Annotated in this window: 17 protein-coding genes and 1 pseudogene; 8 read left to right on the top strand and 10 right to left on the bottom strand. The window is 61.8% G+C overall.

Annotated elements, in window-relative coordinates:
* Nucleotides 1–338: 338 nt before the first annotated feature.
* Nucleotides 339–1,310, bottom strand: coding sequence for a hypothetical protein (locus OP10G_RS08730; RefSeq protein ID WP_025226271.1), 972 nt, complete (start codon nt 1,308–1,310; stop codon nt 339–341).
* A 131-nt stretch (nt 1,311–1,441) separates the two neighbouring features.
* Between OP10G_RS08730 and OP10G_RS08725 the strand changes: the two genes are divergently transcribed.
* Both OP10G_RS08725 and OP10G_RS08720 read left to right on the top strand, forming a co-directional pair.
* Nucleotides 1,442–2,896: a DUF1800 domain-containing protein gene (locus tag OP10G_RS08725; protein WP_025226272.1), complete on the top strand. Its 1,455-nt coding sequence runs from the start codon at nt 1,442–1,444 to the stop codon at nt 2,894–2,896.
* Between the two features lie 86 nt (nt 2,897–2,982).
* The gene (locus tag OP10G_RS08720) at nt 2,983–3,528 is read left to right on the top strand and encodes a hypothetical protein (protein WP_144241065.1); all 546 of its coding nucleotides are present in this window, start codon (nt 2,983–2,985) and stop codon (nt 3,526–3,528) included.
* Nucleotides 3,529–3,599: 71 nt separating this feature from the next.
* On the opposite strand, the gene OP10G_RS08715 is transcribed toward OP10G_RS08720, so the two are convergent.
* The gene (locus OP10G_RS08715; RefSeq protein WP_025226274.1) at nt 3,600–4,691 is read right to left on the bottom strand and encodes a Gfo/Idh/MocA family protein; all 1,092 of its coding nucleotides are present in this window, start codon (nt 4,689–4,691) and stop codon (nt 3,600–3,602) included.
* A 128-nt stretch (nt 4,692–4,819) separates the two neighbouring features.
* Between OP10G_RS08715 and OP10G_RS08710 the strand changes: the two genes are divergently transcribed.
* The gene (locus OP10G_RS08710) at nt 4,820–8,176 is read left to right on the top strand and encodes a DEAD/DEAH box helicase (RefSeq protein ID WP_025226275.1); all 3,357 of its coding nucleotides are present in this window, start codon (nt 4,820–4,822) and stop codon (nt 8,174–8,176) included.
* Here the strand turns inward: OP10G_RS08710 and OP10G_RS08705 are convergent.
* Genes OP10G_RS08705 through rsgA form a run of 4 tightly spaced genes read right to left on the bottom strand, consistent with a single transcriptional unit; the run spans nt 8,156 to nt 12,660 of the window.
* Nucleotides 8,156–9,106 (bottom strand): DMT family transporter, encoded by a 951-nt coding sequence (locus tag OP10G_RS08705; RefSeq protein WP_025226276.1) that lies wholly within the window; start codon nt 9,104–9,106, stop codon nt 8,156–8,158. The two genes, OP10G_RS08710 and OP10G_RS08705, sit on opposite strands and share 21 nt — an antisense overlap.
* Complete coding sequence (locus OP10G_RS08700; protein WP_025226277.1) at nt 9,103–9,558, bottom strand: Lrp/AsnC family transcriptional regulator; 456 nt, start codon at nt 9,556–9,558, stop codon at nt 9,103–9,105. The genes OP10G_RS08705 and OP10G_RS08700 overlap by 4 nt, the downstream gene beginning before the upstream one ends.
* A 57-nt stretch (nt 9,559–9,615) precedes the next feature.
* A complete protein-coding gene (locus OP10G_RS08695; protein ID WP_144241064.1) occupies nt 9,616–11,142 on the bottom strand; it encodes an MmgE/PrpD family protein in 1,527 nt (508 codons plus the stop codon).
* A gap of 48 nt (nt 11,143–11,190) precedes the next feature.
* Nucleotides 11,191–12,660 carry a ribosome small subunit-dependent GTPase A gene (gene rsgA / locus OP10G_RS08690; RefSeq protein WP_084178946.1) on the bottom strand — a complete coding sequence of 490 codons (1,470 nt, stop codon included), beginning with the start codon at nt 12,658–12,660 and terminating at the stop codon, nt 11,191–11,193.
* A 345-nt stretch (nt 12,661–13,005) separates the two neighbouring features.
* Here rsgA and OP10G_RS08680 point away from each other — a divergent pair, with 345 nt between their 5' ends.
* Nucleotides 13,006–13,824 (top strand): phosphatidate cytidylyltransferase, encoded by an 819-nt coding sequence (locus tag OP10G_RS08680; RefSeq protein ID WP_025226281.1) that lies wholly within the window; start codon nt 13,006–13,008, stop codon nt 13,822–13,824.
* Between the two features lie 88 nt (nt 13,825–13,912).
* Here OP10G_RS08680 and OP10G_RS08675 read toward each other — a convergent pair whose 3' ends face one another.
* A complete protein-coding gene (locus tag OP10G_RS08675; RefSeq protein WP_025226282.1) occupies nt 13,913–14,704 on the bottom strand; it encodes a hypothetical protein in 792 nt (263 codons plus the stop codon).
* A 112-nt stretch (nt 14,705–14,816) separates the two neighbouring features.
* Here OP10G_RS08675 and OP10G_RS08670 point away from each other — a divergent pair, with 112 nt between their 5' ends.
* Both OP10G_RS08670 and OP10G_RS08665 read left to right on the top strand, forming a co-directional pair.
* Nucleotides 14,817–15,824 carry a hypothetical protein gene (locus tag OP10G_RS08670; RefSeq protein WP_025226283.1) on the top strand — a complete coding sequence of 336 codons (1,008 nt, stop codon included), beginning with the start codon at nt 14,817–14,819 and terminating at the stop codon, nt 15,822–15,824.
* 279 nt (nt 15,825–16,103) lie between these two features.
* Nucleotides 16,104–16,808: a hypothetical protein gene (locus tag OP10G_RS08665; RefSeq protein ID WP_025226284.1), complete on the top strand. Its 705-nt coding sequence runs from the start codon at nt 16,104–16,106 to the stop codon at nt 16,806–16,808.
* Nucleotides 16,809–16,814: 6 nt separating this feature from the next.
* Here the strand turns inward: OP10G_RS08665 and OP10G_RS08660 are convergent, their stop codons facing one another.
* From OP10G_RS08660 to OP10G_RS24315, 3 genes and pseudogenes are all read right to left on the bottom strand, one after another.
* A complete protein-coding gene (locus OP10G_RS08660) occupies nt 16,815–17,495 on the bottom strand; it encodes a hypothetical protein (protein WP_025226285.1) in 681 nt (226 codons plus the stop codon).
* Nucleotides 17,495–17,626 (bottom strand): annotated as a pseudogene (locus OP10G_RS27840) (H-X9-DG-CTERM domain-containing protein); the annotation flags it as partial. The pseudogene OP10G_RS27840 and the gene OP10G_RS08660, both read right to left, overlap by 1 nt.
* Before the next feature lie 28 nt (nt 17,627–17,654).
* The gene (locus tag OP10G_RS24315; protein ID WP_025226286.1) at nt 17,655–20,039 is read right to left on the bottom strand and encodes an extracellular solute-binding protein; all 2,385 of its coding nucleotides are present in this window, start codon (nt 20,037–20,039) and stop codon (nt 17,655–17,657) included.
* Between OP10G_RS24315 and folK the strand changes: the two genes are divergently transcribed.
* Both folK and OP10G_RS08645 read left to right on the top strand, forming a co-directional pair.
* Nucleotides 20,038–20,613: a 2-amino-4-hydroxy-6-hydroxymethyldihydropteridine diphosphokinase gene (gene folK, locus OP10G_RS08650; RefSeq protein ID WP_084178940.1), complete on the top strand. Its 576-nt coding sequence runs from the start codon at nt 20,038–20,040 to the stop codon at nt 20,611–20,613. The genes OP10G_RS24315 and folK overlap by 2 nt on opposite strands.
* A complete protein-coding gene (locus OP10G_RS08645) occupies nt 20,594–21,889 on the top strand; it encodes a type II secretion system F family protein (RefSeq protein WP_025226288.1) in 1,296 nt (431 codons plus the stop codon). The genes folK and OP10G_RS08645 overlap by 20 nt, the downstream gene beginning before the upstream one ends.
* Nucleotides 21,890–21,954: the final 65 nt, after the last annotated feature.

Raw genomic sequence — 21,954 nt, 5'->3', positions numbered from 1 at the left:
TATCTAAACGGTATTGGGCGTAAGCCCTGGGGGCAGGCGACCCATTTCCTCAAGCCCTGAAAGGGCGGCATCGCCTAACATCCTTCCGCGTCCTCTCCGACGAGAAATACTGTCGGCGGCTCCGCTGAACTGTCGGCTCGCGAGATGTGCATAACGACAAGCGACCAAACATCCGCAGCCAACCCCGAAGGTGGCGGCATAACAAACCGTCTTCGGCGAACGGCTAGGAATGAAGTTCGACGGCGTCCTCCGCGGCGACATGCCCGGCTGGGACGGCGTTCGTAACTCGGCCCACTACTCCGCCCTCCGGGAGGAGTGGCCGGAGATGAAACGGGCGGCTAGAAGCCGCCGGACAAAACGATCATCGGGTTTAAGTAGGCGCGGTTATTGATCAAGCCTCGGAAGGCGTAGCCGGCGCGCATCTCGAGGTTGAGGGAAACCTTGTTCTCATAGACGTAGCCGACGCCAAAGCCCCCTTCGATTCGGTTTTCGCTTCCATTTAGCCCCTTTCCGGAAGCGAAGAACTGAGTAACCCCGTAACCGACCCCATAGCCGCTGGAGTTCCTTGTGAGAACCAGCCCGCTACGAAGGCGGCCGGTGACGAATAGGTCCTTGGCGATATCGATGTAAAACGCGTCGGCGTAGATGTCGGTAAAGGTGTCCTGTGGCTTGCCCGAGGTTCTCCAATCCCAGTAACCGGCTGCGCCGACGCGGAAGTCGGAGCGTCCCTTGTTCGGACCGGAGAGATACTGGCCTTCGGAGACGGTGGCAAACATGCGGTTGCCTGGGAACCAGTACCGGTATGCGGCCCCCATGCTGAATCCGGAGATGATCGACTGGAATGGCAGATTGGTGCCACGGGTATCCAGCGTTTCGTTCCGCGCATAGACCAACAGTTCGTGCTGCTCGTACCGAACGCCGTAACGAAGGATCTGAGTGGTGAACGTGCCGATCAGGTCCTGCGCGCCCGCATCGAAATAGACGTCGTGGGTCCACTTTAACTTGTGGTCTCCAGCGTTGCCGCCCCCTTGATTCCCGGCCTTGGGGATATCGACCTTTGCCGAGCTGCCGCCGGCATCGGAAGGGATCAGGATCTTCACCGGACCCTGAACCTGGTCCGTCGAGCCTGGGTTTTGAGTATCGGCGCCACCACCGGTCGTCTGCGTCTGCGGACGTCCGTTTCGAGAATCGCCGGTCATCGGCAGATTGGTTCGAGGTGAGCCCGTGTGCTTTTGCTGCGCCTTCTGAACGACGGCATGCTTCGGCTTATCGGCCGAATGAGGGTGCGGTGAAGGCGCGAACAAGGGCATGGTTACAGTTACCGACTTCGAGACTACCACTGACGTTCAGGTTAGTGAAGCCTTTTAATGTCGCGTTTTTGCGGCGTTGCCCTCAACTCGGCTCTAATGAAGCGTCGCCGCCGGTACGATTCTTTACCGGTATGGATCTACGGGAGAAGATTGCGCATCTCTACCGTAGGTTTGGCCTCGGAGCCTCTTATGAGGAGGTCGAAGGGGCCGTACCCTATGGACTCGAAGGCACGATCGTCCGCCTGATCGAGTCTTCCAAGCCATACGAATTCGAGCCTGGACCGTACGAGTTCATTTGGTACAACCAGGTCGACCCCGATGCCGCCGCGGAATATTTTCGCCGCTGGTGGATGCTGCGGATGCTCTGCTCCACCGACCCAGTGTCCGATCGCATGGCGCTTTTCTGGCATGGCCATTTCGCCGTCTCCAGCGAAAAAGTCATGTTCGGCCCGATGATGCTGGAGTATCTACAAGCCATCCAGCGCTACGGTTGCGGCTCGTTTCGAAAGCTTCTCGGCGAGATGGTGAAGTCGCCCGCGCTGCTCGAATACCTCGACATGCCGCGCAGCATCAAAGGGCGCCCCAACGAAAATCTGCCGCGCGAGCTGATGGAGCTCTACACCCTCGGCGTTGGCAATTATTCCGAAGACGACGTTCGAGAAGCGGCTCGAGCCTTGACCGGATGGGGCTACATCAACGTCTTTTTCGAGTTGCCGGGTTCGAATCGGCAGCGGATCGAGGAATCGGTTCGGCTCGACCGCCCGTTTACCGGGTTCGCGCCCGCCATGGCGATGCACGACGCGGGTGATAAAACTTTCTTGGGCCGGAAAGGAAATCTAACTGCCGAAGAGGTGCTGGATATCCTCGCCAAGCATCCCGCTACCGCGATTCACCTCGCAAAGAAGCTCTGGGAATACTTTGCCTACCCAGATCCCGACGAAGGCGCCCTGGCCCCCGTAGTAGCGGCTTGGGTGGGTAACGACGGCGATATTCGAAAGGCTCTCGGAGCGATCGCGCGTTCGCCCGATTTCTATTCCGACCGGTGCGTTCGCCAAAAGGTCAAGAGCCCCGTCGATTACACCCTGGGCCTGATGCGGGCCGCCGGCGTCGGGCCAGCTACTTTGGCGTTGCGGCAGCGGCCGGGAACCTTCGAAGAGCCGCTGCCCCAGCTAATTCACCAAGTCCTCTATTCGCTTCTCACTAGCATGGATCGACAAGGTCAGTCGCTGTTTCGCCCGAGCGATCCGTCGGGCTGGAAAGAAGGCCGTGGCTGGGCTACTGCTGGGGCGATGTCCGAACGGCTGGGGCTGAGGATTCCGTTCAACACCCCGGACAAGGGAGACGATGCGATCATCAAACGCATCCGCGCCTTCGTTGCCGACGCGAAACCGAAGAAAGGAGCCGAGGTGCTCGACCGGCTGTGCCTTCTCTTCGATTGGATGCCAACCCCTGAGAGTCGAGCTGTCTTGGAGCGGATTTGGCAGGGAACCCCCTCTGTATATCTGAACGACCTTTGGCAGTTCTATCCTCGCCTGACCAAGACGCTGAACGCCGTCGCCGCTGCTCCCGAAACCCACTTTTGCTAAGGCATCCGGTTCGGAACCGGCCGAACGGAAAGATTGGCGACGCCAAGAGAACCTGTTCCCAGAAATCGCTTAAGATGGGGAAAGTCATGATTACACTTTCCGCCCTCGCCCTCGCGTTGCCGCTCATGGGAGTTGGTGTCGTTAAGCCGGAGCCGTCTTGGCGAGAGGCATTGCACCATCAGCTTCCTTTGCTCGGTCATCGGAACTGGATCGTCATCGCCGACTCGGCCTACCCTTGGCAAACGTCGCCCGGCATCGACACCGTCGAAACCGGCGCGGATCAGCTCGAGGTCACAAAAGCGGTTCTCGCCGCGCTCGGGCACACGACGCACGTCCGGCCGACCATCTATCTGGACGCCGAGCTCCCCTTCGTTCCCGAAGCCGACGCAAAGGGGGTCCAGGCCTACCGCCGTGATCTCGCCAAAGTGCTCGGGAAGCATAAAGCGACCTCCCTCGCCCACGAAAAGATCATCGCCAAGCTCGACGAGACCGGCAAGACGTTCCACGTCCTCCTCCTAAAGACAAAGCTGACGATCCCCTACACCTCCGTCTTCATCCAACTCGACTGCGGCTACTGGGGCGACGCCGCCGAGAAACGCCTCCGAGATACGATGAAAAAAGCGGGCCACTAACCTCCGGGCCCCCTCCTCGTCGATGCATTGTGCGATGAGGAGGGGGTTGGGGGTGGAGAAATCCCCGCTAACTACAACCCAATCGCCTTCGACACCGACGCCTCCAAAACCTCATCGGCCGTGACCTCGCGTCCGCGTTCCTGCGAGAGGTAGATCGCTTCCGAGATCAGCATCGTATTCAGCGCGACCTCCGCCGTCGGCAACAGCGGCGCCTTCCCCTCCAACGCCGCGATCCAATGCCCCTGACTGCTCCCGTACACCGGGCCGTCTCCAACCACCGTATCCCACCGGAAGCGGGCCGACCCGAGGTCGGCGGTAGCCTTCATCTCTAAGTTGCCGATGTTCGTGAAGAACCCGAACGGGCTCAGCCGAATCCCTCCCTTGCTGCCCAGCAAGAACGAGCCGTCGAAATTATCCAGGTTCGCCGCCCAAGACTCGGTCAGCTCCATCGACCGGTCCCCCTCGAACCTCACGAATCCGGACGCCATCTCCTCCACGTCGTAATTGGAGATCGACCGCCGGTTCGCGTCCATATCGATCCGCTGGTAAGTTTTTCCGGTCACCCGCTCTACCTTCGGATTTCCGAGAAGGTACAGGATCTGGGAGATGTGATACACCCCCATGTCATATAAGGCCCCGCCGGATGCCTGCTTCTTCTGAACGAACGCCGGCGTGCCGTAGCCGTCTACGTACGGGCGTCCACGACGGCGGAAGCCGCTGCTGCGAGCATGATAGACATCCCCAAGGTGGCCCCCTTCGATCAGCTCCCGCGCCGCGCGGGTCTCGTTCGAGTAAAGCGTAGCGAGCTGGATATGCAGCTTCTTGCCCGTCTCTTTAGCCGTTTCCAGCATCGTCACCGCGTCCCGGTAGCTCCCCGCCATCGGCTTCTCACAGTAAACGTGCTTCCCCGCCCGGAGAGCGGCGACCGTCGCCGGCATATGCAGATTGTTGTGGAGGCATATATCGACCGCGTCGATATCGTTCCGGCCGAGCACGTCCTGGATGTTTGAGGTTACGTCGCCCGGCCCAAATTTGAGGGCGGCGGCTTCCGCGGCCGCTTTGTTCACGTCGCAGAACGCCACCATCTCGGCGCCGTCGATCCGGTTGTACTCTTCCATGTGGTGCTGGGCGATGATGCCGCAGCCGATGATGCCGATTCTCATAAGTTTGCCCTTCGAACCTCCGAACGTTACCCGCCGCCAGAGCTTGAGAGAGCTCGATGACGCAACCTTCTTAACGTTGGCACTCTTTCCTTGGGAATCGAACCTGTAAGCGACTATCCTTAAAGGTTGTGCACCTTGACGAAGCCGCAATCGCCCGGTGCTTTGACGGCGCGACCTTTGCTCGGGGCAAGGAGTGCGCCCGCAGCCGGCGCGTGGTCAACTCGGAGTGGGATTCCGAGGCAGGAATGATCTTCAGCGAGGTCACCGGCACCGAGCTGCTGCCGTACGAGCAGGAGACTGCTCTGTGGCGAGAGAGGGGGCGGCTGCGAATCAATGGAACCTGTACCTGCCCGGTCGGCAAGAACTGCAAGCACGTTGCCGCCGCCGTGCTGAGGATCGCCCAAGACGAGCCTTGGATCGAAGTTCCGGATGAAGAAGGGTTTGACCTTTCCGACCCGCTCGTGAGCGTGCAACCAAGTTTCCCGGCTGACCTCGCCCGCTGGCTTTCGAACGTCGAGGAGCGGCTCCTTCCCGAACCGGAGCTTCCCCCGAACGCCGACGAGGTGCGCTACATCGTCCGAATCGGCTCTCCCGAGCATCCCGATCGGTACGCCGCGGTCGACCTCCTCACGACTCGCTTGGCGAAGAACGCTGTCCCCGGCAAGCGCAACCACATCTCGATGAACGCGATCCGCTCGAACAATCTTCCCAAGTTCATCCGGCGGGTCGACCTGTCGCTCATCAAAGGGATCTCCCGGAACCTGACGACCGCCGACTACGAGACCGCATCCTTCCGACTGGAAGGAGTGGAGGGGATGCGTTACCTGGAAGCAATGCTGGAGACCGGGCGATGCCGGTGGGGCGCTTTGGATGGCCCGGTCTTACGTCTTGGGGAAGTGCGCGAAGCCGCCGCCGAGTGGAAAGTGAATCGCAACGGCAAGCAAAGTTTCGATCTGCGCGTGCCGAACGGAGTTCTACTGCCGACGACGCCTCTCTTCTATGTGGACCATCGCACGGGCGAATGCGGCCCCGTGGACACCGGCCTCCCATCGGACGTCGCCCTCGCCCTGCTTCGGGCGCCGGACGTTTTGCCGGAATTCGCGGGCATGGTTCGGACGGAGCTCGCCCGCTACTTCCCCAATCGTCCCGACCTCCTGCCGGTCGAGCAGCAGGCCACCATCGACGCCTCTACTCCTCCCACCCCGGTTCTGCACGTCTCTCGCCAGCTCGTGCCGTACGATGCCGGTTATGGGTGGCGCGATGGTGCGCGAACCTACCTGGTTCCGATCGCGACGCTCAAGTTCGAGTACGGCGGATATGCGGCGATCGGGACGTCCGATATCCGGCGGAAGCAGCCGGATGGAACCCTCCGCATCATTCAGCGGCGGCTAGAAGAAGAGAGGACGGCTGAGCGCCGCCTCTACGCCGCCGGGTGGAAGTCGGGGCAATACCTTTACGGCTGGCGCTTCAATCGCGACCAGCAAAAAGCCCTGGTGATGGTACCGGAATCTCCGAACGCCGCCGGCGAAACCCAGACCCAGGCGTTTTTCGAGTTTCTCGCCAACTACCTTCCGGTCCTCCGGCAGCAAGGTTGGAAGATCGAAATCGAGGATGAGCCGCAGGCGCTTCCTCCCGAGGCGATCGAATGGCAAATCGCCGCCAAGCCGGAAGGAAACGACTGGTTCGACCTCGATCTTGGGCTCATCGTAGACGGCGAAAAGATTGAGCTGCGTCCCATTCTCCTGCAAGCGCTCGGGCTCCTCTTGCGGGGCGGAAAGGCGCGGCGCATCGAGGACGTTCCGGACTCCGACCGTATTTACCACCAGTTGCCGGACGGCCGAATCCTCACCCTGCCGGTAAGCCGTCTGAAACCCTTGGTCCAGTCGCTCGTTGAGCTGTTCGGCCCCGTCGCCGAGTGGTCGGCAGAGCTTCGCCTGCCGAGCCAGCGTGCGGCGGAGCTCGCAACATTGGACGATGCCGCCTCCGGCGGCGCCTTCTCGGTCGACCTGCCGGAGAAGCTTCGCGAGCTGTCTCAACGGCTGGCCTCGTTCGAGCGGATCACACCGTTTCCGCCGCCGGCCTCGTTGAAAGGCGAGCTCCGGCCATACCAGGCGGACGGTTTATCTTGGCTCCAGTTCCTTCGCGAGTACGGCTTCGCCGGCATCTTGGCCGACGACATGGGGCTTGGGAAGACGGTCCAAACGCTCTCTCACATTCTTGCCGAAAAGGAAGCAGGACGCCTCGATCGCCCCGTGCTTATCGTCGCCCCCACCAGCACGATGCCAAACTGGCGGCACGAATGCGAGCGGTTCGCCCCATCGCTCCGCGTGCTTACGCTTCAAGGCCTCGGCCGGGCCAAGCATTTCCCGGAGATTTCTGAGAACGACATCGTTCTGACCACTTATCCGTTGCTCACCCGCGACAAGGAGGCGCTGAACGCGCACGAGTACCACCTCGTGGTGCTGGATGAGGCTCAAAACATCAAGAACCCCGTCACCTCCGCCGCTAAAGCGGCTTGCGCTTTGCGGACGCGCCACCGCCTTTGCCTGAGCGGGACTCCGGTGGAAAACAACCTGGACGAGCTCTGGTCGCTGCTCCACTTCCTCATGCCGGGCTTACTGGGCGGCCTCACCGAGTTCCGCCGCACCTTCCGTTCGCCGATCGAGAACCACGGCGACAAGGCGGTGCGAGAACGATTGAGCCGCCGAATCCGGCCGTTCATTCTGCGGAGGACAAAGGAGCAGGTCGCGACCGAGCTACCGCCCAAGACCGAGGTGGTGGAGCGGGTGGAGCTGGCCGGTCCGCAGCGGGAGCTCTACGAGACGCTGCGGTTGGCGATGGACAAGCGCGTACGAGACCTTATCGCTGGCCAAGGGCTTGAACGGAGCCGGATCGAGATCCTCGACGCCCTCCTCAAGCTCCGCCAGGCATGCTGCGACCCTCGCCTGGTCAAACTCGACTCCGCCAAAGAGGTCAAGGGCTCGGCAAAGCTCGACCGGTTGATGGAGATGCTGGAAGAGCTGCGCGGCGAAGGCAAGCGGGTCCTCCTCTTCTCCCAGTTCACCAGCATGCTGGATCTCATCGAAAAGCGCCTGCGGGAGGCCGAATGGAATTGGGTGCGGATCAGTGGGGACACCCAAGACCGCGAAACTCCCGTCAAGCGGTTCCAAGCCGGCGAGGTGCCGCTGTTCCTCATCAGCCTCAAAGCCGGCGGCACCGGGCTAAATCTCACCGCCGCCGACACCGTGATCCACTACGACCCCTGGTGGAACCCCGCCGTCGAACGCCAGGCAACCGACCGCGCCCACCGGATCGGCCAAGAGAAGTCGGTCTTCGTCTTCAAGCTCGTAGCCGCCGGAACTGTCGAAGACAAAATCCTCGAGCTTCAGGAACGAAAAGCCCGCCTCGCCGGCTCCCTCTTCGACGAAAACGCCGCCGCCGCCGCCGCATTAACCGCCGACGATCTAAAGTGGGTCTTCGAGTAGCGATTCCGTCCGCCCGCGATGGGCGGGACCCCGTTTACCGAGTCCGACTCTAGCGCGCAATCCGCCAAGCCATCCAAGATCGCGAAGCTTCACCTCCGCGATCACCGTTCCCGCGATGATCAGGAACGAGCCGGCGAGGGCCGACTTCGTAAGCTCCTCGCCAACCGCCGCTCCCACGAGCCCCGCCCAGATCGGCTCCATCGCGTACAAAAGCGCGGCCCGTGTCGCCGGCACGGTCCTCTGAGCCCAGTTCATCCCGGCAAGCGCGAACGCCGTTCCAAGCACCCCCATCCCGACGGACACGGCGATCAGCGACGGCGAGAACGAAGGCAAAACCTCGCCGACGAACGGCATCGTCATCAAAGAGAGCGCCGCCACAAAAGCGAGCTGCACGACCCCTAACCGGATCGGGTCCGCCTGCTCCGCGTGTTTGCTGATCAGCAGAATTTGAATCGCGCAGGCAACCGCGCTCGCCAGCGTGAGCCATTCCCCGAGCCCCAGCGCAAAGCCGGCGCCCGGCTTCAACGAGAGGAGCCCCAGCCCGACGAACGACACCGTCGCTCCGATGCCCGCCGCTAACGAAGGCCGCCGGCCGAAGAGGGCAAGCTGCAATATCGGTACGAGCGGCACGTACATCGCGGTCAAGAACGCCGACTTGCTGCTCGTCGTGTACCCCAGCCCGACCGTCTGAAGGCCATACGCGGCGAACACCGCCAGGCCGGTGGCGATCCCCGCTTGCAGCTCTAGCTTCGTCAGCCCCCGGAGTCGCCGATGAGTAAAGGCGGCAAGGACGACCGCGCCGATGGTGAACCGGGTCGCCAAAAAGCCAAACGGTCCGATGTGCGCGAGGGCGAGCTTGGCAACGAGAAACGTGCCTCCCCAAACCATGGTGATCACGGTCAAAAGGGCGTCAGCCCGTCCGAACCTCACTTCGAGGCTCCGGCGCCGGGCTCTTTCACTGTGACCAAGGCGATGGAACTCACCGTACGGATCACTTGAGGAAGCGATCGAATCCGCAGGAGGAGCCGCCGCAAATCTTCCGGGGACGCGCAGCGGGCAATGAGGACGTAGCTGTCCTCACCGTCCACGTCGTAGCACGCGACGACGCGTGGCTCCGCCAGCGCCATCGCCTCGAAGGAGTCCCCTTCGCCTACCAGCGGCCGCGTGGTCACCCGTACGATCGCCAGCAGAGGAGACCCCAGCGCGGCTGGATCGGTGACGACGGAATAACCCCGGATCACCCCGCTCAGTTCCATTCGGCGGACCCGCGCATAGACCGCCGGGCCGCTCATACCAAGTTCACGCGCGATCGCCGCATGCGTCGCTCGCCCATCTTGACCGAGGCGAGCCAATATTTCGTGGTCAAGGTGGTCTAATTCCATTCCGAGACGGATGCTACCGTCCGGAAGGGAAGTCGTTAAAGAGGTGCGGCATTTCAGCTACGAAACGAAGGCGGAATCATGGCTTTCGAGAGATTCCGTAAGCGACGGACTGAACCGTCCGAAAAGATCGGTAAGGTCGGTGATCGGTCTCCGATCCAAACTTCGAACCACGCTCACCACATCCCCGCGGATTTCGTTGCTCAGGTTTGGCGCGATCCGCTCGAACTTTGTCTCCAAATCGCTCCAGTCGAACGGTCGAGTCCGGAAGCCGTGATAGTCCTTGCGCTCGGCCACCAACTGCCGCCCTCCCTTTAACGTCACCGTCACTCGGGCTCGCATTTCGTCGGGGTATTTCTCCGTAAACGGGTCGGTTTGCTTAGCGAGTTGCACGTCGCTTTCCGACGGTGGCACCTCCACGGTGACCCGCTTCATCAGTTCCTGCACGTCTGGCGATTCGATCCGCTCAGGTCGAAATTGCTCCGGCATGACGTCGCCGTCCAAAAGGGCGACCGCCACCAGGTACGGCAGGCTGTGGTCCGCCTGCTCTTTGGTGTGAGCGGTGTGGCGGCTGCCGTATTCGCCATTTCCGACGATGTCGTAAGCGGTCCGGAATACCTCCGCTTTGACCTCTTCGATCTCTTCGGCCAAGATTGTCTCCCGCGACCGAATTTCAAGCGTGGCCTCGAGAGTCGATTGTGTGTGGACCTCGGCGTTATATCGCTTGAGAAGGCACCTTGGGAGAACATCCGGTTTTTCTTTCTCCCAATCGATTTCGATGGGAGCTAACGATTCCGGATATCCCTTGGGGCACTCGAAGAGCCCAATGGGTCCAGTGATCCCGCGAGTGGCCAGGAAGGTTGCCTGTAGAGCCCACGAAGCCGTAAGTGCCGAGGCAAGCCCTTTGAGCTGCGAATTCGGACTTGCCCGTACGACAACGAGAGCGGCCAACTGGTTTCCCGAGCACGCGATCGCATTGGCGGTTTGGGCCGGATTGAGTTTCATCGCCCGGCTCGCCCCCGCCGCTACCGATAGGGCCAGGTGGGTCGTGTGATCGAACCCTTCTTTCATTACCGGACTCGTTTCCGCCAGTCGACACTGAATCTGGTAAGCCGCCGCTAAAGCGGCCAAGAAGTCGGCCCCGCTCCCCCTCGCGTACTCGGTGGCCGCCAGCACCGCTCCGACGTTGTCGCACGGATGGCACGTCTCTTTCGCCCCCAGAAAGTTATCCATGAAGTCGAGATACCGGGTGTGGGCGGTGTTGACGAGCGCGGCTCGGTCCGGAGCGGCGGAGCCACCCCCTATCAAAGTGCACCGTCCGCCCGTGCCGAACTCATTGGCCATTCCCCGAACCGCTTCCACCGGTCCAGCGCCTTGAGCTCCGATGGCGCATATCAGAGTGTCGAAGAGATGCAGCTTGAGCCGCTCCTTTGCCTCCTCCGAGATCTCCTCATACGAAGTTCCCAACGCGAACTTCGCCATCGCCTCCAACTTGTCCATCTTCTTACCTCCCGAGAGAGTTGGGCGGACCTCCGGCCAAATCGGTTTCCAGTTGCTATCGATATCCCCCAAATCTGCTTTCGCCACGTGGCACGGGCGGCTCGCCCGAGTGAGCCCAAGAGCCGAACGAGCCCATCAAGACACCGCTATCCCCGCGCCGAGACGCTCCAGGGGGAACGGAGGCTTCGATAACGGCCGAACCGCCAGCGACAGAAGCAGCGCGTCGTTGTCGTCCGCCGCGATCCGATTGGAGGAGAGATGACCGCAGTCGCGGCAGCGGTGAACGATCGCCCACTCTCCGCCTTTCCGCACCCACACCGCGATCGGCTCCATCACTCCGCCGCAGCACGCCAACCGATCCCCCGGCACCGCATCGAGGTGGAGCGAGCAGAGGCATCGCGGACAGTGGTTCCGATGCTCGGTTCCTCCGCCGCCCCGAGGGATCTCCGAGCCGCATGCTTGGCATGCAAAGCTGGGTCGGCGTTCATCGGGAGGTTCGTCTTCGTCGTAGGCACTGGCCGGAACCACATCTGAAATGAGGCGGCGATAGCTCTGATATCGCACCCGGGAGATCGTGCCGGTCCGCACCGCTTCACGAACCGAACAACCCGGCTCTTCCAGATGGAGGCAGTCGCCAAACCGGCAACGGCCGGCGAGACCAAACTCTTCGAAGCATTCGGCCACTTCGGCGGGCAACCGAAATTCCACCGAGAATTCGCGGATTCCCGGAGTGTCGACGATTGTCATCTCGCCTGCCTCCACCAGCTCGGCCCGCGTCGTCGTGTGACGCCCCTTGCCGGAATACTCGGAAACCGCGCCCGCCACCGCTCCGGAATCCGGCACCAGGGCCGATAGCAACGACGATTTTCCGACGCCGCTGTGCCCGACGAACACCGAGACCTTGCCTCCCAGCGCCTCCCGTACTTCCATCAGACCTTCTCCTGTCTGGGTCGACACGGCAAACACGGGCACACCCATTTCTCGATAAGGGTCGAGCTGGGCGAGATCCTCGGCTCGCGCCTCCCCGTCTTCGTGGAGATCGATCTTGTTGACGACGATGAGGGCGTCGGCTCCGCCCTTATGAATCGCGGCGAGATACCGGTCCACGATCCGCGGGTGAAGCGGCGGCGCCACCACCGACAGCACGACTACGACGACGTCGACGTTGGCGACGATCGCCCGCTCTCGCTCCTTGAAATAGGGATCGAGCCGGGTGAGCACGGTACGCCGCTCGAGCACGCTTTGGATGCGCCAGGCGTGGCCGTGCCACTCCAGGCGCACGCGGTCGCCCGGAGCCAGAACCGACTGCTGCCGCTCCAGCACGTCGCGGCCGAGTTCGCAGGCATGGTCCTCTCCCCCGAGACGGACGAACGCCCGCGCCTTGGCTACGGAAATGACGGTGCCGATATTCTCGTTGGCCGCCGGATTCTGCTCCTCCAGTAGATGCAGGCTCCAGCGGTCCACGCACCATCGGGCACGGGGACTCTTCGGGTCGCGTTGGCCGGACGCGCGCAATTCGGCGGCGCGGCGGACCAACTCCTTCCTCTCTTTGCCCGATAGCTGGGCAGATAAACGACGAAATTCTTCTTTCTGTTGTGGGTTCAACGCTGCTCTCTGAGGAGCCGGTCACGGCCGGCATCGGGGCATGTAGGCATGCCAAGACGGCGCGAGAATGCCGCGTGAAGCTCCGCGGCTTGGGCGGACCGTCTTCGAGAGAGCGCTAGACGCGCGTCAGGAGAGGCAGCCGAAGGCGACGGAGGCGGCAACGAGGGCAACGGTATTGTTGTTCTGCATGATTGGGGACACCTCCGGTGGTAATGGCCTTTCGGACGAAAGGGAATATACCGCGATTTTCTTCTCGTGGCAAGCAGAAAGTTTTTCTACTGGGTCGGTCTGGATCTTTTGCGACCGAAATTCCCCGCCTTGCGAGGCTCGGAGTAACATCGCGGCGTGAAAGAGCGAGTCCTGACGGCGTTGGCGCTGATTCCGATCGTCCTCGTCGCGGTATTCCTCAAAGACGCATGGGCAATCGATCTGCTCGCTATCGCCATCGTCTGCATTGGTATTTCCGAAATCGGCAAAATGCTCCGAAGCGACGCCTGGATCTACGGCGGATTCCTTACGCTGGCTCTCCCATACTTGATGCCCGGCGACTATATGGGCAACGACTTGGCTGGCCAAACCCGCACGCTGATGGCCGATGCGGGCTTCGGGCGCTTTCTCCTCGGCGTTCTCTTTGCCGGCCTGATCGCATCGAAGCCGAACCTTGCCAAAACGCCGCTGGCGGCCCTCGCGGCGTGTTGGGTGCTGGGGCCGATGGAAAGCCTTATCTCGCTTCATTCCTTCGCCCCGCGAGCGGGCAGTCCCTGGTTTTTCGCGTCGCCGATTCTGCTCGCCATCGTTCCCCTCTGGGGAGGTGACACCGCGGCGATCTTCGCGGGGCGGGCTTGGGGAAAGCATAAGCTTGCCCCCTCCATATCCCCGAAGAAAACCTGGGAAGGGGCCATCGCGAACCTGCTTGCATGCGTGGCGGTAGCGATTCCGCTGGCGCTCTGGATCGGCTACCCGTGGCCGATCGGCCTCACCTGCGGTCTCGCCGCCGGCATCCTGGGCCAAGCGGGAGATCTCTTCGAGAGCTACGTCAAGCGAAAAGCCGACCTAAAAGACAGCGGCACCCTGCTCCCCGGCCACGGCGGCGTCATGGACCGAATCGACTCCATCCTCTTCACCGCCCCCGCCGTCGCCCTCATCCTAACGATGGCCTCCTAACGACGGCGTAGTGCCGGCATCCCTGCCGGCATCTTCTCCAGTGTCCCCCCGGCATCCTGCCGGGCCCCGCCCCACCGTAACGCTGCCGTTAATTTCCAGGAGTGTCAATCGGTGGCGCGTCTCCGGAGATCTTTGTTTCCACCGCTCTCGATGGATCGAAATCCAAGACTTTCTCCGGGTGGGTCAGCCGCACCGCCAAGAGCTCCTTCACCTTCGACAAAAGCGAGAATTGGTCTCCGAAACCGTTCGTTCCGGTCTGGCTCGACCAATAGCGGATCCCCCGCTCGCCGTGCGAATCGACTCCCCAGCCGAGGAACACCGTCGAGTGCCCGAGGCCGCTCTTCCAAGAGATGTTGACGAAATCGCCCGGCTGCGCCTCGCCGATCGGTATTCGCTCCCCTGCTCCCAGGTACTGCACCAAAGCGTAATGGTTACCCCAGCCGTCGGCGTTCCACCATCCCCACGCCTTCACCCGATCCTCGCGCCGCCCGCCGTTTGGCTCCTGCATTCGCAACGCCTCCAATCGGTCCGAGCTTAGATCGCCGAGACGGGGACCTAGGATCATGTCCAAACCCTCGATAAACGCCGCGTAACTGCTCCCACTGCAGTAGCTTGTGCTCCGCGGCGGCGAGATCAGGGCCTTTCCGTTCAAAGCAAGGGCGAATCCAACCGGCGACTCCGCCGGCTTTGCGTGAATGCCGATGAAGTACCCGCCCCCGTCGAGCGCGGTTGCCTGAACCCGGTCGACCCCCGCAAGAACCTCCCGGTTGTAGACGGGAACGTCCCGGCCGAAAAGCTCGACATGGCGCAGATGGTGCGACGGAACCGCCATTTGGGCCTGGTTCAGAAGCGTCAGCGAGACCAAAATGGGCAACGCCATATCAAACGATGATAGCGCGACTCCCAGGGAATGGGAGCGGATTGGCAACAATGGACGTTGAATAGTTGTCTAACGTCGATGCCGCGAGGCAATCACGGAAGTGAGAGAGTTCATGCCCGAAAATTCTTCGACTGCGGAAAAGGGCCAGCCGGCCATGCTGGATAGAAAAGCGCCGATCTTCGTGTGGATCGTCGTCGGCGTTTGCGTGGGCGTGGCCGGGACAATGGCAGTGGTCGCTTCGCGACCGGCGCCGAAGCCACAGGTCGTCTACCAAGCTCCCCCGCCCGCCGCCACCGGCGCGGCCATGCCGTTAGCCACCGGCACCCAGGTGGTAGCGAAGAAGGAGATCGATGCGCCAACAAACCCGATGGGTACGTCGACCTTTATTCTTCCTAAGACAACCACTCCCCAAACCTCCCTTTCCATTCCCAAAACGCCTCAGCCCCCCGCCCTCACCGGCATGATCATGCCGAAGAGTTTTCCGATTGCCCCGATGGCGGCGCCCGCCATCCCGGTGCCCTCGAATCTCGAGGTATTTCCCAAGCCAGGCGGGAAGTACTTGAACAAGTTGGTCGCCCAGGGCCTTCCCAAGGCGCCGGTCGCCCTAAAGGCGCAAAAACTGACAGGCCTCAAGGCAGCGCCGGTCGTCAAGCAAGGAGGGTCCTCGTTAACCACGGTGAACCAAACCGCCTCCGACCGGCAGGCCGCCTCCGATGAGCTCGTGGCTTACGTCCAAAAAGCCGGCGGTAAGGCGCAGCCGCTGACCGAGCAGGGACCGGATGGGAAGCCGGAGATCAAGGGAGTGCTGGCCACCGTGCCGGAAGCCGCCGTCGCCGAGCTGCTCAAGCATCTTGCGACAACCGGCGGGGTCGTCGACAAGCAGACCTGGACCGGAACGTCTGGCGAGCGCAACGCCAAACTTGCCGAAGACGCCTCGGCGAAGCTCGCCTCCCTGAAGAAGCTCCGAGAGGCCCTTCTGGTCACCTATCAAGAGGACGCGCAGCCGGTCAAAGATGTCGACGACGAGATCGCCAAAGCCAACAAAAGCCTTGACCAACTCCAGTCGGCCAAAGGTGGGGAAAAGATGGCAATCGTGCGAATCTCCTTCGTAAAGGCGTAACCCTTTTTCATTCACGTGGCACGGGCGGCTCGCCCGTGGGTATCTCGGGCGGCCTGCCCGAGTAAGGAGCCTCTGGTTCATCCCCACTTACTCAGTATCAGGGCTGGAATGTGTCGCTGGGAATGGAAAGAGCCGGACCTGAAAGCATCGAATCCTAAACTAAATGGCAATGCGAGCGCGCCGACGATCATCATCACTAAAGGGACCAGGTGCAGTGATGATCGTCGGGAGGGTCACTGACCCGAACCATCCCCCCACGCGTCTAAACAGTGGGACGCCATGTTAACCACCCTCCTCGCCCTGATCGTCGCCCAACAAGCCTCGCCCTTTCCTAAGAATCCCGACTTCGATTACTCCGGCATTCCGATGTTCGACGCGCTGGGGGACATGCTCCAGGTGCGATCCCACAGCGCCACGATCGATGTGGGAGAAAAGTTCGCCGACGTGGCGACGGTGACCGAGCTTCGGAACTTGGGCGGAAACCCCCTCCGCGTCCATGTGACCGTGCCGCGCTACCGGCTCGGCCCGGGAACGCCGAAGGCGCCTGACTTCAATATTTCGGCAAGCATCAATAAGCACCCGTTGAGTCTCGAGCCGCCTCAGGTTCGCGGTGGTCCTCTCATGCTGATCGGAGACGCCGTCCAGCGCCATAACGAGCTGCAGACCACGCTTCATCTCGCGCCCAACACCTCATACGGCTTCCGGACTTCGTACCGAATCCCGGTGGGGCGCGCCGGAATCGATCATAAGCTGCGGCTAGTGGGATACTCCTTGGCCCGGAGCCTCCCGATCGGAAACCTGAGCATCAGCTACCGCACCGCGGCCGCGTCGGTTTTCCACCTTCCGCGTCCAATTCCCGACCTTGGCTGGCAGATCGGCCCCCGCGGCGCTTACGCGAAGCTCTCGAACTTCACCCCCAACGGCCAGGTCACCTACGTCACCTTCTACTCCGGCGAGTTTGAAGATATCGGGAATAAACGGTAGCGCGGCTTACCGGCGGTACGAGAATCGGCGAAGGATCACCTCGAAGGTCTGATCCTTCGTCGGCGCCTTTCCTTCATACAGCCACAGGTTGATATGCACCGTCTCATCTCCCGGAACCGGGTTGGATGTGCCGGCATAGCTCCAGCTCTTTGAGAAATTGCCGCTCTTCGACAGGAAATCGATCTTGTCCCGTCGCCAAACGAACGAGTGGGTGCTGGACGGATTGTCGGCCGGCAGAGTGAACCGAACCATGTTCCCGGCGACTTCGTAAGGCTGCACGACGAACTGGGCGTTATCGTTGGTCGGATCCGACCAACGCGACAGCTCCACATCGATCTCGCGGTGACTGAAATCTTCCTTCTCGCCGTAGGTGAACAGCCCGAGCACAAGGTTAGAATCGATCGCACTCTCCGGCGAATCGACCTCGAAAGTGTAAGAGCCGTACCCAAGCGGCTTGGCTAGATAAACTTCCGCGCAAGTCCAACCGGCGGCGGTTTTCCGTACCTTGAGGTGGAGGCGCCCCTTGCGGTCCACGAAGACCGAATCGGGAGAGTCTGAAAAGAGGTTGGGGCCGGGACCCACCTTCTCCTGACTTCCTTTCACCTCCCAGCGAAAGCCCGAGAACTGGATTGTTCTCGGGCTGAAGTGAGTCAATAAAGCTCCGGCGATGAAGGCGGTGGCAAGCATCAGCGAACCGTAGTATCCTCCACGTCGCCGTAGGCATGCCAATTCCAAATCTTCATCGTGCTCCGCCGCCCGTATTTGGAGCGGCCGTCCGAATACGCGAAGTTGGCGCCGCCGGTGTGCCGGTAACGGGCCGGGAAACGAGCCCAGCTAGGTCGAGGTTTACAGCTTCGCGGTAGAGAACCGCATGCGGAGGAGAGTCCTGATCTGTATCAAGGTGAAGCCGATGAGGATGCTCCCCATGACCCAAGCCGCGGCGGTGGCGTATCCGAACTTTAGGAACATGAACGCGTTTTGCCAGATCTCGAGGCCGATCGTGCGGGTCGCATTCAGGGGTCCCCCCTGGGTGAGGAGGAACACGTTTTCCATCGCCTTAAACCCGGCGATGAAGACGCCGAGCAGGTTGATCAGGATCAGCGGCTTCAAGCCGGGCAGGGTGATGTAGCGGATCTTCTGCCACCAGCTCGCCCCGTCGAGATCGGCCGCTTCGTACCGGTCGCTGGAGATGTTCTTCAGCGCCGCCAGATACAAAATCGAGCCCGCCCCCGCGCCCGCCCAAATCCCCGGCAGAACCACTGAGAACATGGCGAGAGCGGGGCTGCCGAGCCAGTCGTTCGCCGTCGGCACCGGAGGATGACCTAGCTTCGTCCAAACCGGGTTCACCACGTGGGTGATGACCGGGGCGAGCAGCGAGTTCAGCAGCCCCTGATCCGTCTTGTCGTAGAACTGCCGCCATACGAGCGAGACCACCACGCTCGAGGTCATCGCCGGTAGGTAGAACACCGTCCGGAAGAACGTGCGTCCCCTTGGGATCTCGTTCAACGCCAGTGCCAGAAACACCGGCAGAAAGAACCCGATCGCGAGGCTTAGGCCGACGTAGAGGAACGCGTTGAAGATCGACCGGTAGAAAACCGGCTGCGAGAACACGCCGATGAAGTTATCGAGCCCGACCCACCGAGACCCGCCCATGATCCGGTAATCCTGGAACGCCATCAGCAACCCCTTGGCGAGCGGGTAGTAGCTCCAGGTGGCGATGCTGAGCACCGCGGGGGCGAGGCAGACGCCGAGGAATAGCCAAAGCCGCCGCCGACTGATCCCGGCAGGCAGGCGCTCTACAAATAGGCTGCGCTCTCGACGCGCTTTTTGCCATCCTCGGTATCCGAAGCCGAGCGCCAGACCCACAAAACAGACAGCGATCCCCAGTGCCCAACCGCGTTCCCGCTGCAGATCCTCCGGCGGGATGTAGCCGAGCAGCTTCTGGTCCATCTCCTTTGCCGCGCGGCGGAGAATATCCATTGCCGGCGTCTCCGGCTCCAGCCGCGCCCGGTCCAGCGCATCGTCCATCACCGTGTAGATCTGCTGGCAGTTCTTGCCGTAGGGCTCCGGATGCCCGGTCTGGAAGAGGCTCTCGTTCGCTTTGACGTACCCTTGGTCAACCTGCCCGAGCAGGTCGTCGTAGCCAAACTTCTTGAGCCAGATCGGGTTCACCTGAGGCCCCAGCCCCATCTCCACGCTTTTCTGCGTGTTCGCCCGCGCCGCTTCGTCCCCCGCGAAGAACTTGATGAACCTCCAACAGGCGTCAAGCTTCTTCGGATCGGTCACGCGGGAGGAGATCGCCCACATCCCTGCGTTCACTTCGTTTCGAGCTCCGGCCGGCCCAGCCGGTAACGCCGCGATTCCGACCAGCGAAGGCGGCAGTTCGCTGCTCTGCATCACCACGTCGTTCGTGTAGCTGAACCACATGGCCGTTTTGCCTTTATTGATGTCGCTGGTGAGATCGGTCGCGGTGGCGGCGACGGGCGGCACTCCGTTTTGCGGAAGGACGAGCCGCCGGTAGAAGTCGATCGCTTTCGCCGCACCCTCGTTCGCGAAGAGCGATTTCCACCTACCGTTTTCGGCTGGACCGACGATCTCACCGCCCGCCTGATAGACGAAGTTCTGCCACTGGTACCCAGGCGGCATCGAGAGCTCGAAGCCGAATCGCCCCGCCTTGGTCAGCTTCTTCGCGTACTCGTAGAACTCGTCCCAGTTGCGCGGGGGCCGGGCCGGATCCAGGCCCGCTTCTCGGAAGAAATCTTTCCGGTAGTACAGCGCCACCGCGACCTGGAAAAACGGAATCGCGTAGATCCGCCCATCGTAGCTGGTGAGTACTTGGCGGACGGTCGGATTGATCCGCTCCGTCACCGCCGGGTCCGTCTTGATCAGGTCGTCCAGCGGTCGGCAGAATCCCTGTTCGAGGAACGTGTAATACTGCCTGAAATTGACGTAAAAGATGTCCGGCGCCCGGTCGCCGGCCATGCTCATCAGGAACATGTTGTCGGCTTGCTGGCCTTCTAGCGAGAGCCCGCCGGCGTTCACCACCCGCACATCCGGGTTCGCCTTGTGAAACGCCTCGAAAACGGATCGCCGGATCACCGCGTTGGTGTTCGTCGTCTCTTTGGGCGGAATGCCGAACCCAAGTCCCGCCATCATGCGGATCTCGGTGGGCGCTTGAGCGCCGGCGAGGGCCGAGGCGAGGAGGAGCAGAAGGACGAAGAGACGGCGCATGGCCCAGCCCATTGTACAAGTAGCGGGTTGGACGCGGTCCGAGTACGGTAAACCTCTCACTGTGCCGGAAGCGCTCATTGCTCTTGGGTCAAACGTCGGCGACCGGCTCGCGTTCCTACGCAAAGCGGTCGGTGTGCTTGCGGAAATCGTATGCGTTCGAGCCCTGAGCGCCATCTACGAAACCGCGCCCATGTATGTGACCGATCAGCCTCCGTATCTCAATGCCGCCATCCGGATCGATACGAACCTTTCCCCGATGGCTCTTCTTACCAAACTCAAGGAGATTGAAAGGCTTGTAGGGCGTCACGACGGCCGTCGCTACGGACCGCGCGAGATCGACCTCGACCTCGTCGGATACGGCGCCCTCGCGTACCGCTATTCGGATGCTAAGAAGCTCTGGCTGCAGGTTCCGCATCCCCGGACGCCCGAGCGACGTTTTGTACTGGAGCCCCTCGCCGACATCGCGCCGGAATATGTGCTTCCCGGCCTTGACCGGGTAGATAGGTTGTTGCGGCAAACGGAAGGGGATGCCGAGACCGTCAGAAGGATCGACGATGCGCTTTTTCCAATATAAGGCGACGGATGCCGCCGGCCGGGCCGCGGAAGGGACGATCCGGGCCGCTTCCGCGGAGGCGGCGAAGGCGGCGCTGACGCAGGCCGGCTACCGAGTCGGCTCCGTGGGAGAAGCGGCGGTGGCAACGGCGGCAAGGCCGGCCCAGCGCCCCCTCACCCAGCCGATTTCAGCTCCCGTCACCCCGGCGCCGGTCAAGGTAACGGTTCAGTCTGCGCTACCGCCGGCCGCGATCAAAACGAAGTTCGGCAAGGACCGCGACCTCTTCTTCCTCTTTGCCCAGTTGGCTCAGTACTTCAAGAGCGGCGTTTCGCCCCAGCTTGGTCTGCACGAGCTCGCGAACCGATCGAAGCCGCGATATCAAGAATCGCTTCGCGCCGCGGAAGGCGCGGTGGCCGAGGGGAAGCGGGTTAGCGACGTTTTCGAGCGATACCCTTACCTCTATCCCCCGGATGTCATCGGCGCCCTTCGCGCCGGCGAGATGTCCGGCTACGTTGCCGAGGCGTGCGAGAAGATCGCGGATCAGATGGAGTCGTCACACCGCTTGAAACGGCGGCTGGGCTATTTCATGATCATCCTCGTCGCGCTCGTGGTCGTCTTCCCTATCGTCTATGCGATCGCGACCGGCGCGGTGAAGTCCATGGGCGAGCAAGATAAGGCGAACGGCGCCCTACCGATTGGTAGCACGCTCATCAGAGCCATTGGGAGCGACATGGTGCACATCCTGCCGATCGCACTCCCGTGCGTCGCCGGGTTCATCGCTCTTCTGTTTTTCTGGCACTCTATGAAGATGCGGGAGTTTCGGCACAAAGTGGTGCTGAACTTCCCGGTGCTCGGCGGCAGGGTCAAAGCCGAAGCGATGGCGCGTGTAACATGGGCGATGGGGATGGTAAGCCGGGGCGGACTTTCGGGTCAGAACACGTTCCAACTTGCCGCGGAAAGCGTCCCGAACTTGATCCTGCGGAAACGCCTGGTCGATGCCGCGAAGAGCATGCACGAGGCGGAGCGCCTCTCCGTCGCCCTAAAACGGTCGCAAGCGCTCCCACTTGAATACTCGCATATCGTGGAGACCGGCGAAACGACCGGCGACGTCGCCCGAGCGCTCTCCGATATCTCCCGCGCCACCGACGCCGACTTCCGCGCCCGCGATGCCACCGCCGTCACCATGACAAGCTTCATTCTCTACGTCGGCCTTGGCATCGTCACCCTATTCATGGTCGCCTTCCTCTACAAGGTCTTTTACGGCGGCATGATCACGACGCTGACGAACGGCGACTAGTCAACTCTCCTGAGTAGCGAAATGCCGTTTTTATTGCCGCTCCTGATCCTTTCTCCGTCCCATCC

This window comes from Fimbriimonas ginsengisoli Gsoil 348 (assembly GCF_000724625.1).
Lineage (GTDB): Bacteria > Armatimonadota > Fimbriimonadia > Fimbriimonadales > Fimbriimonadaceae > Fimbriimonas > Fimbriimonas ginsengisoli.
This window is presented reverse-complemented; position numbering and strand designations above follow the sequence as displayed.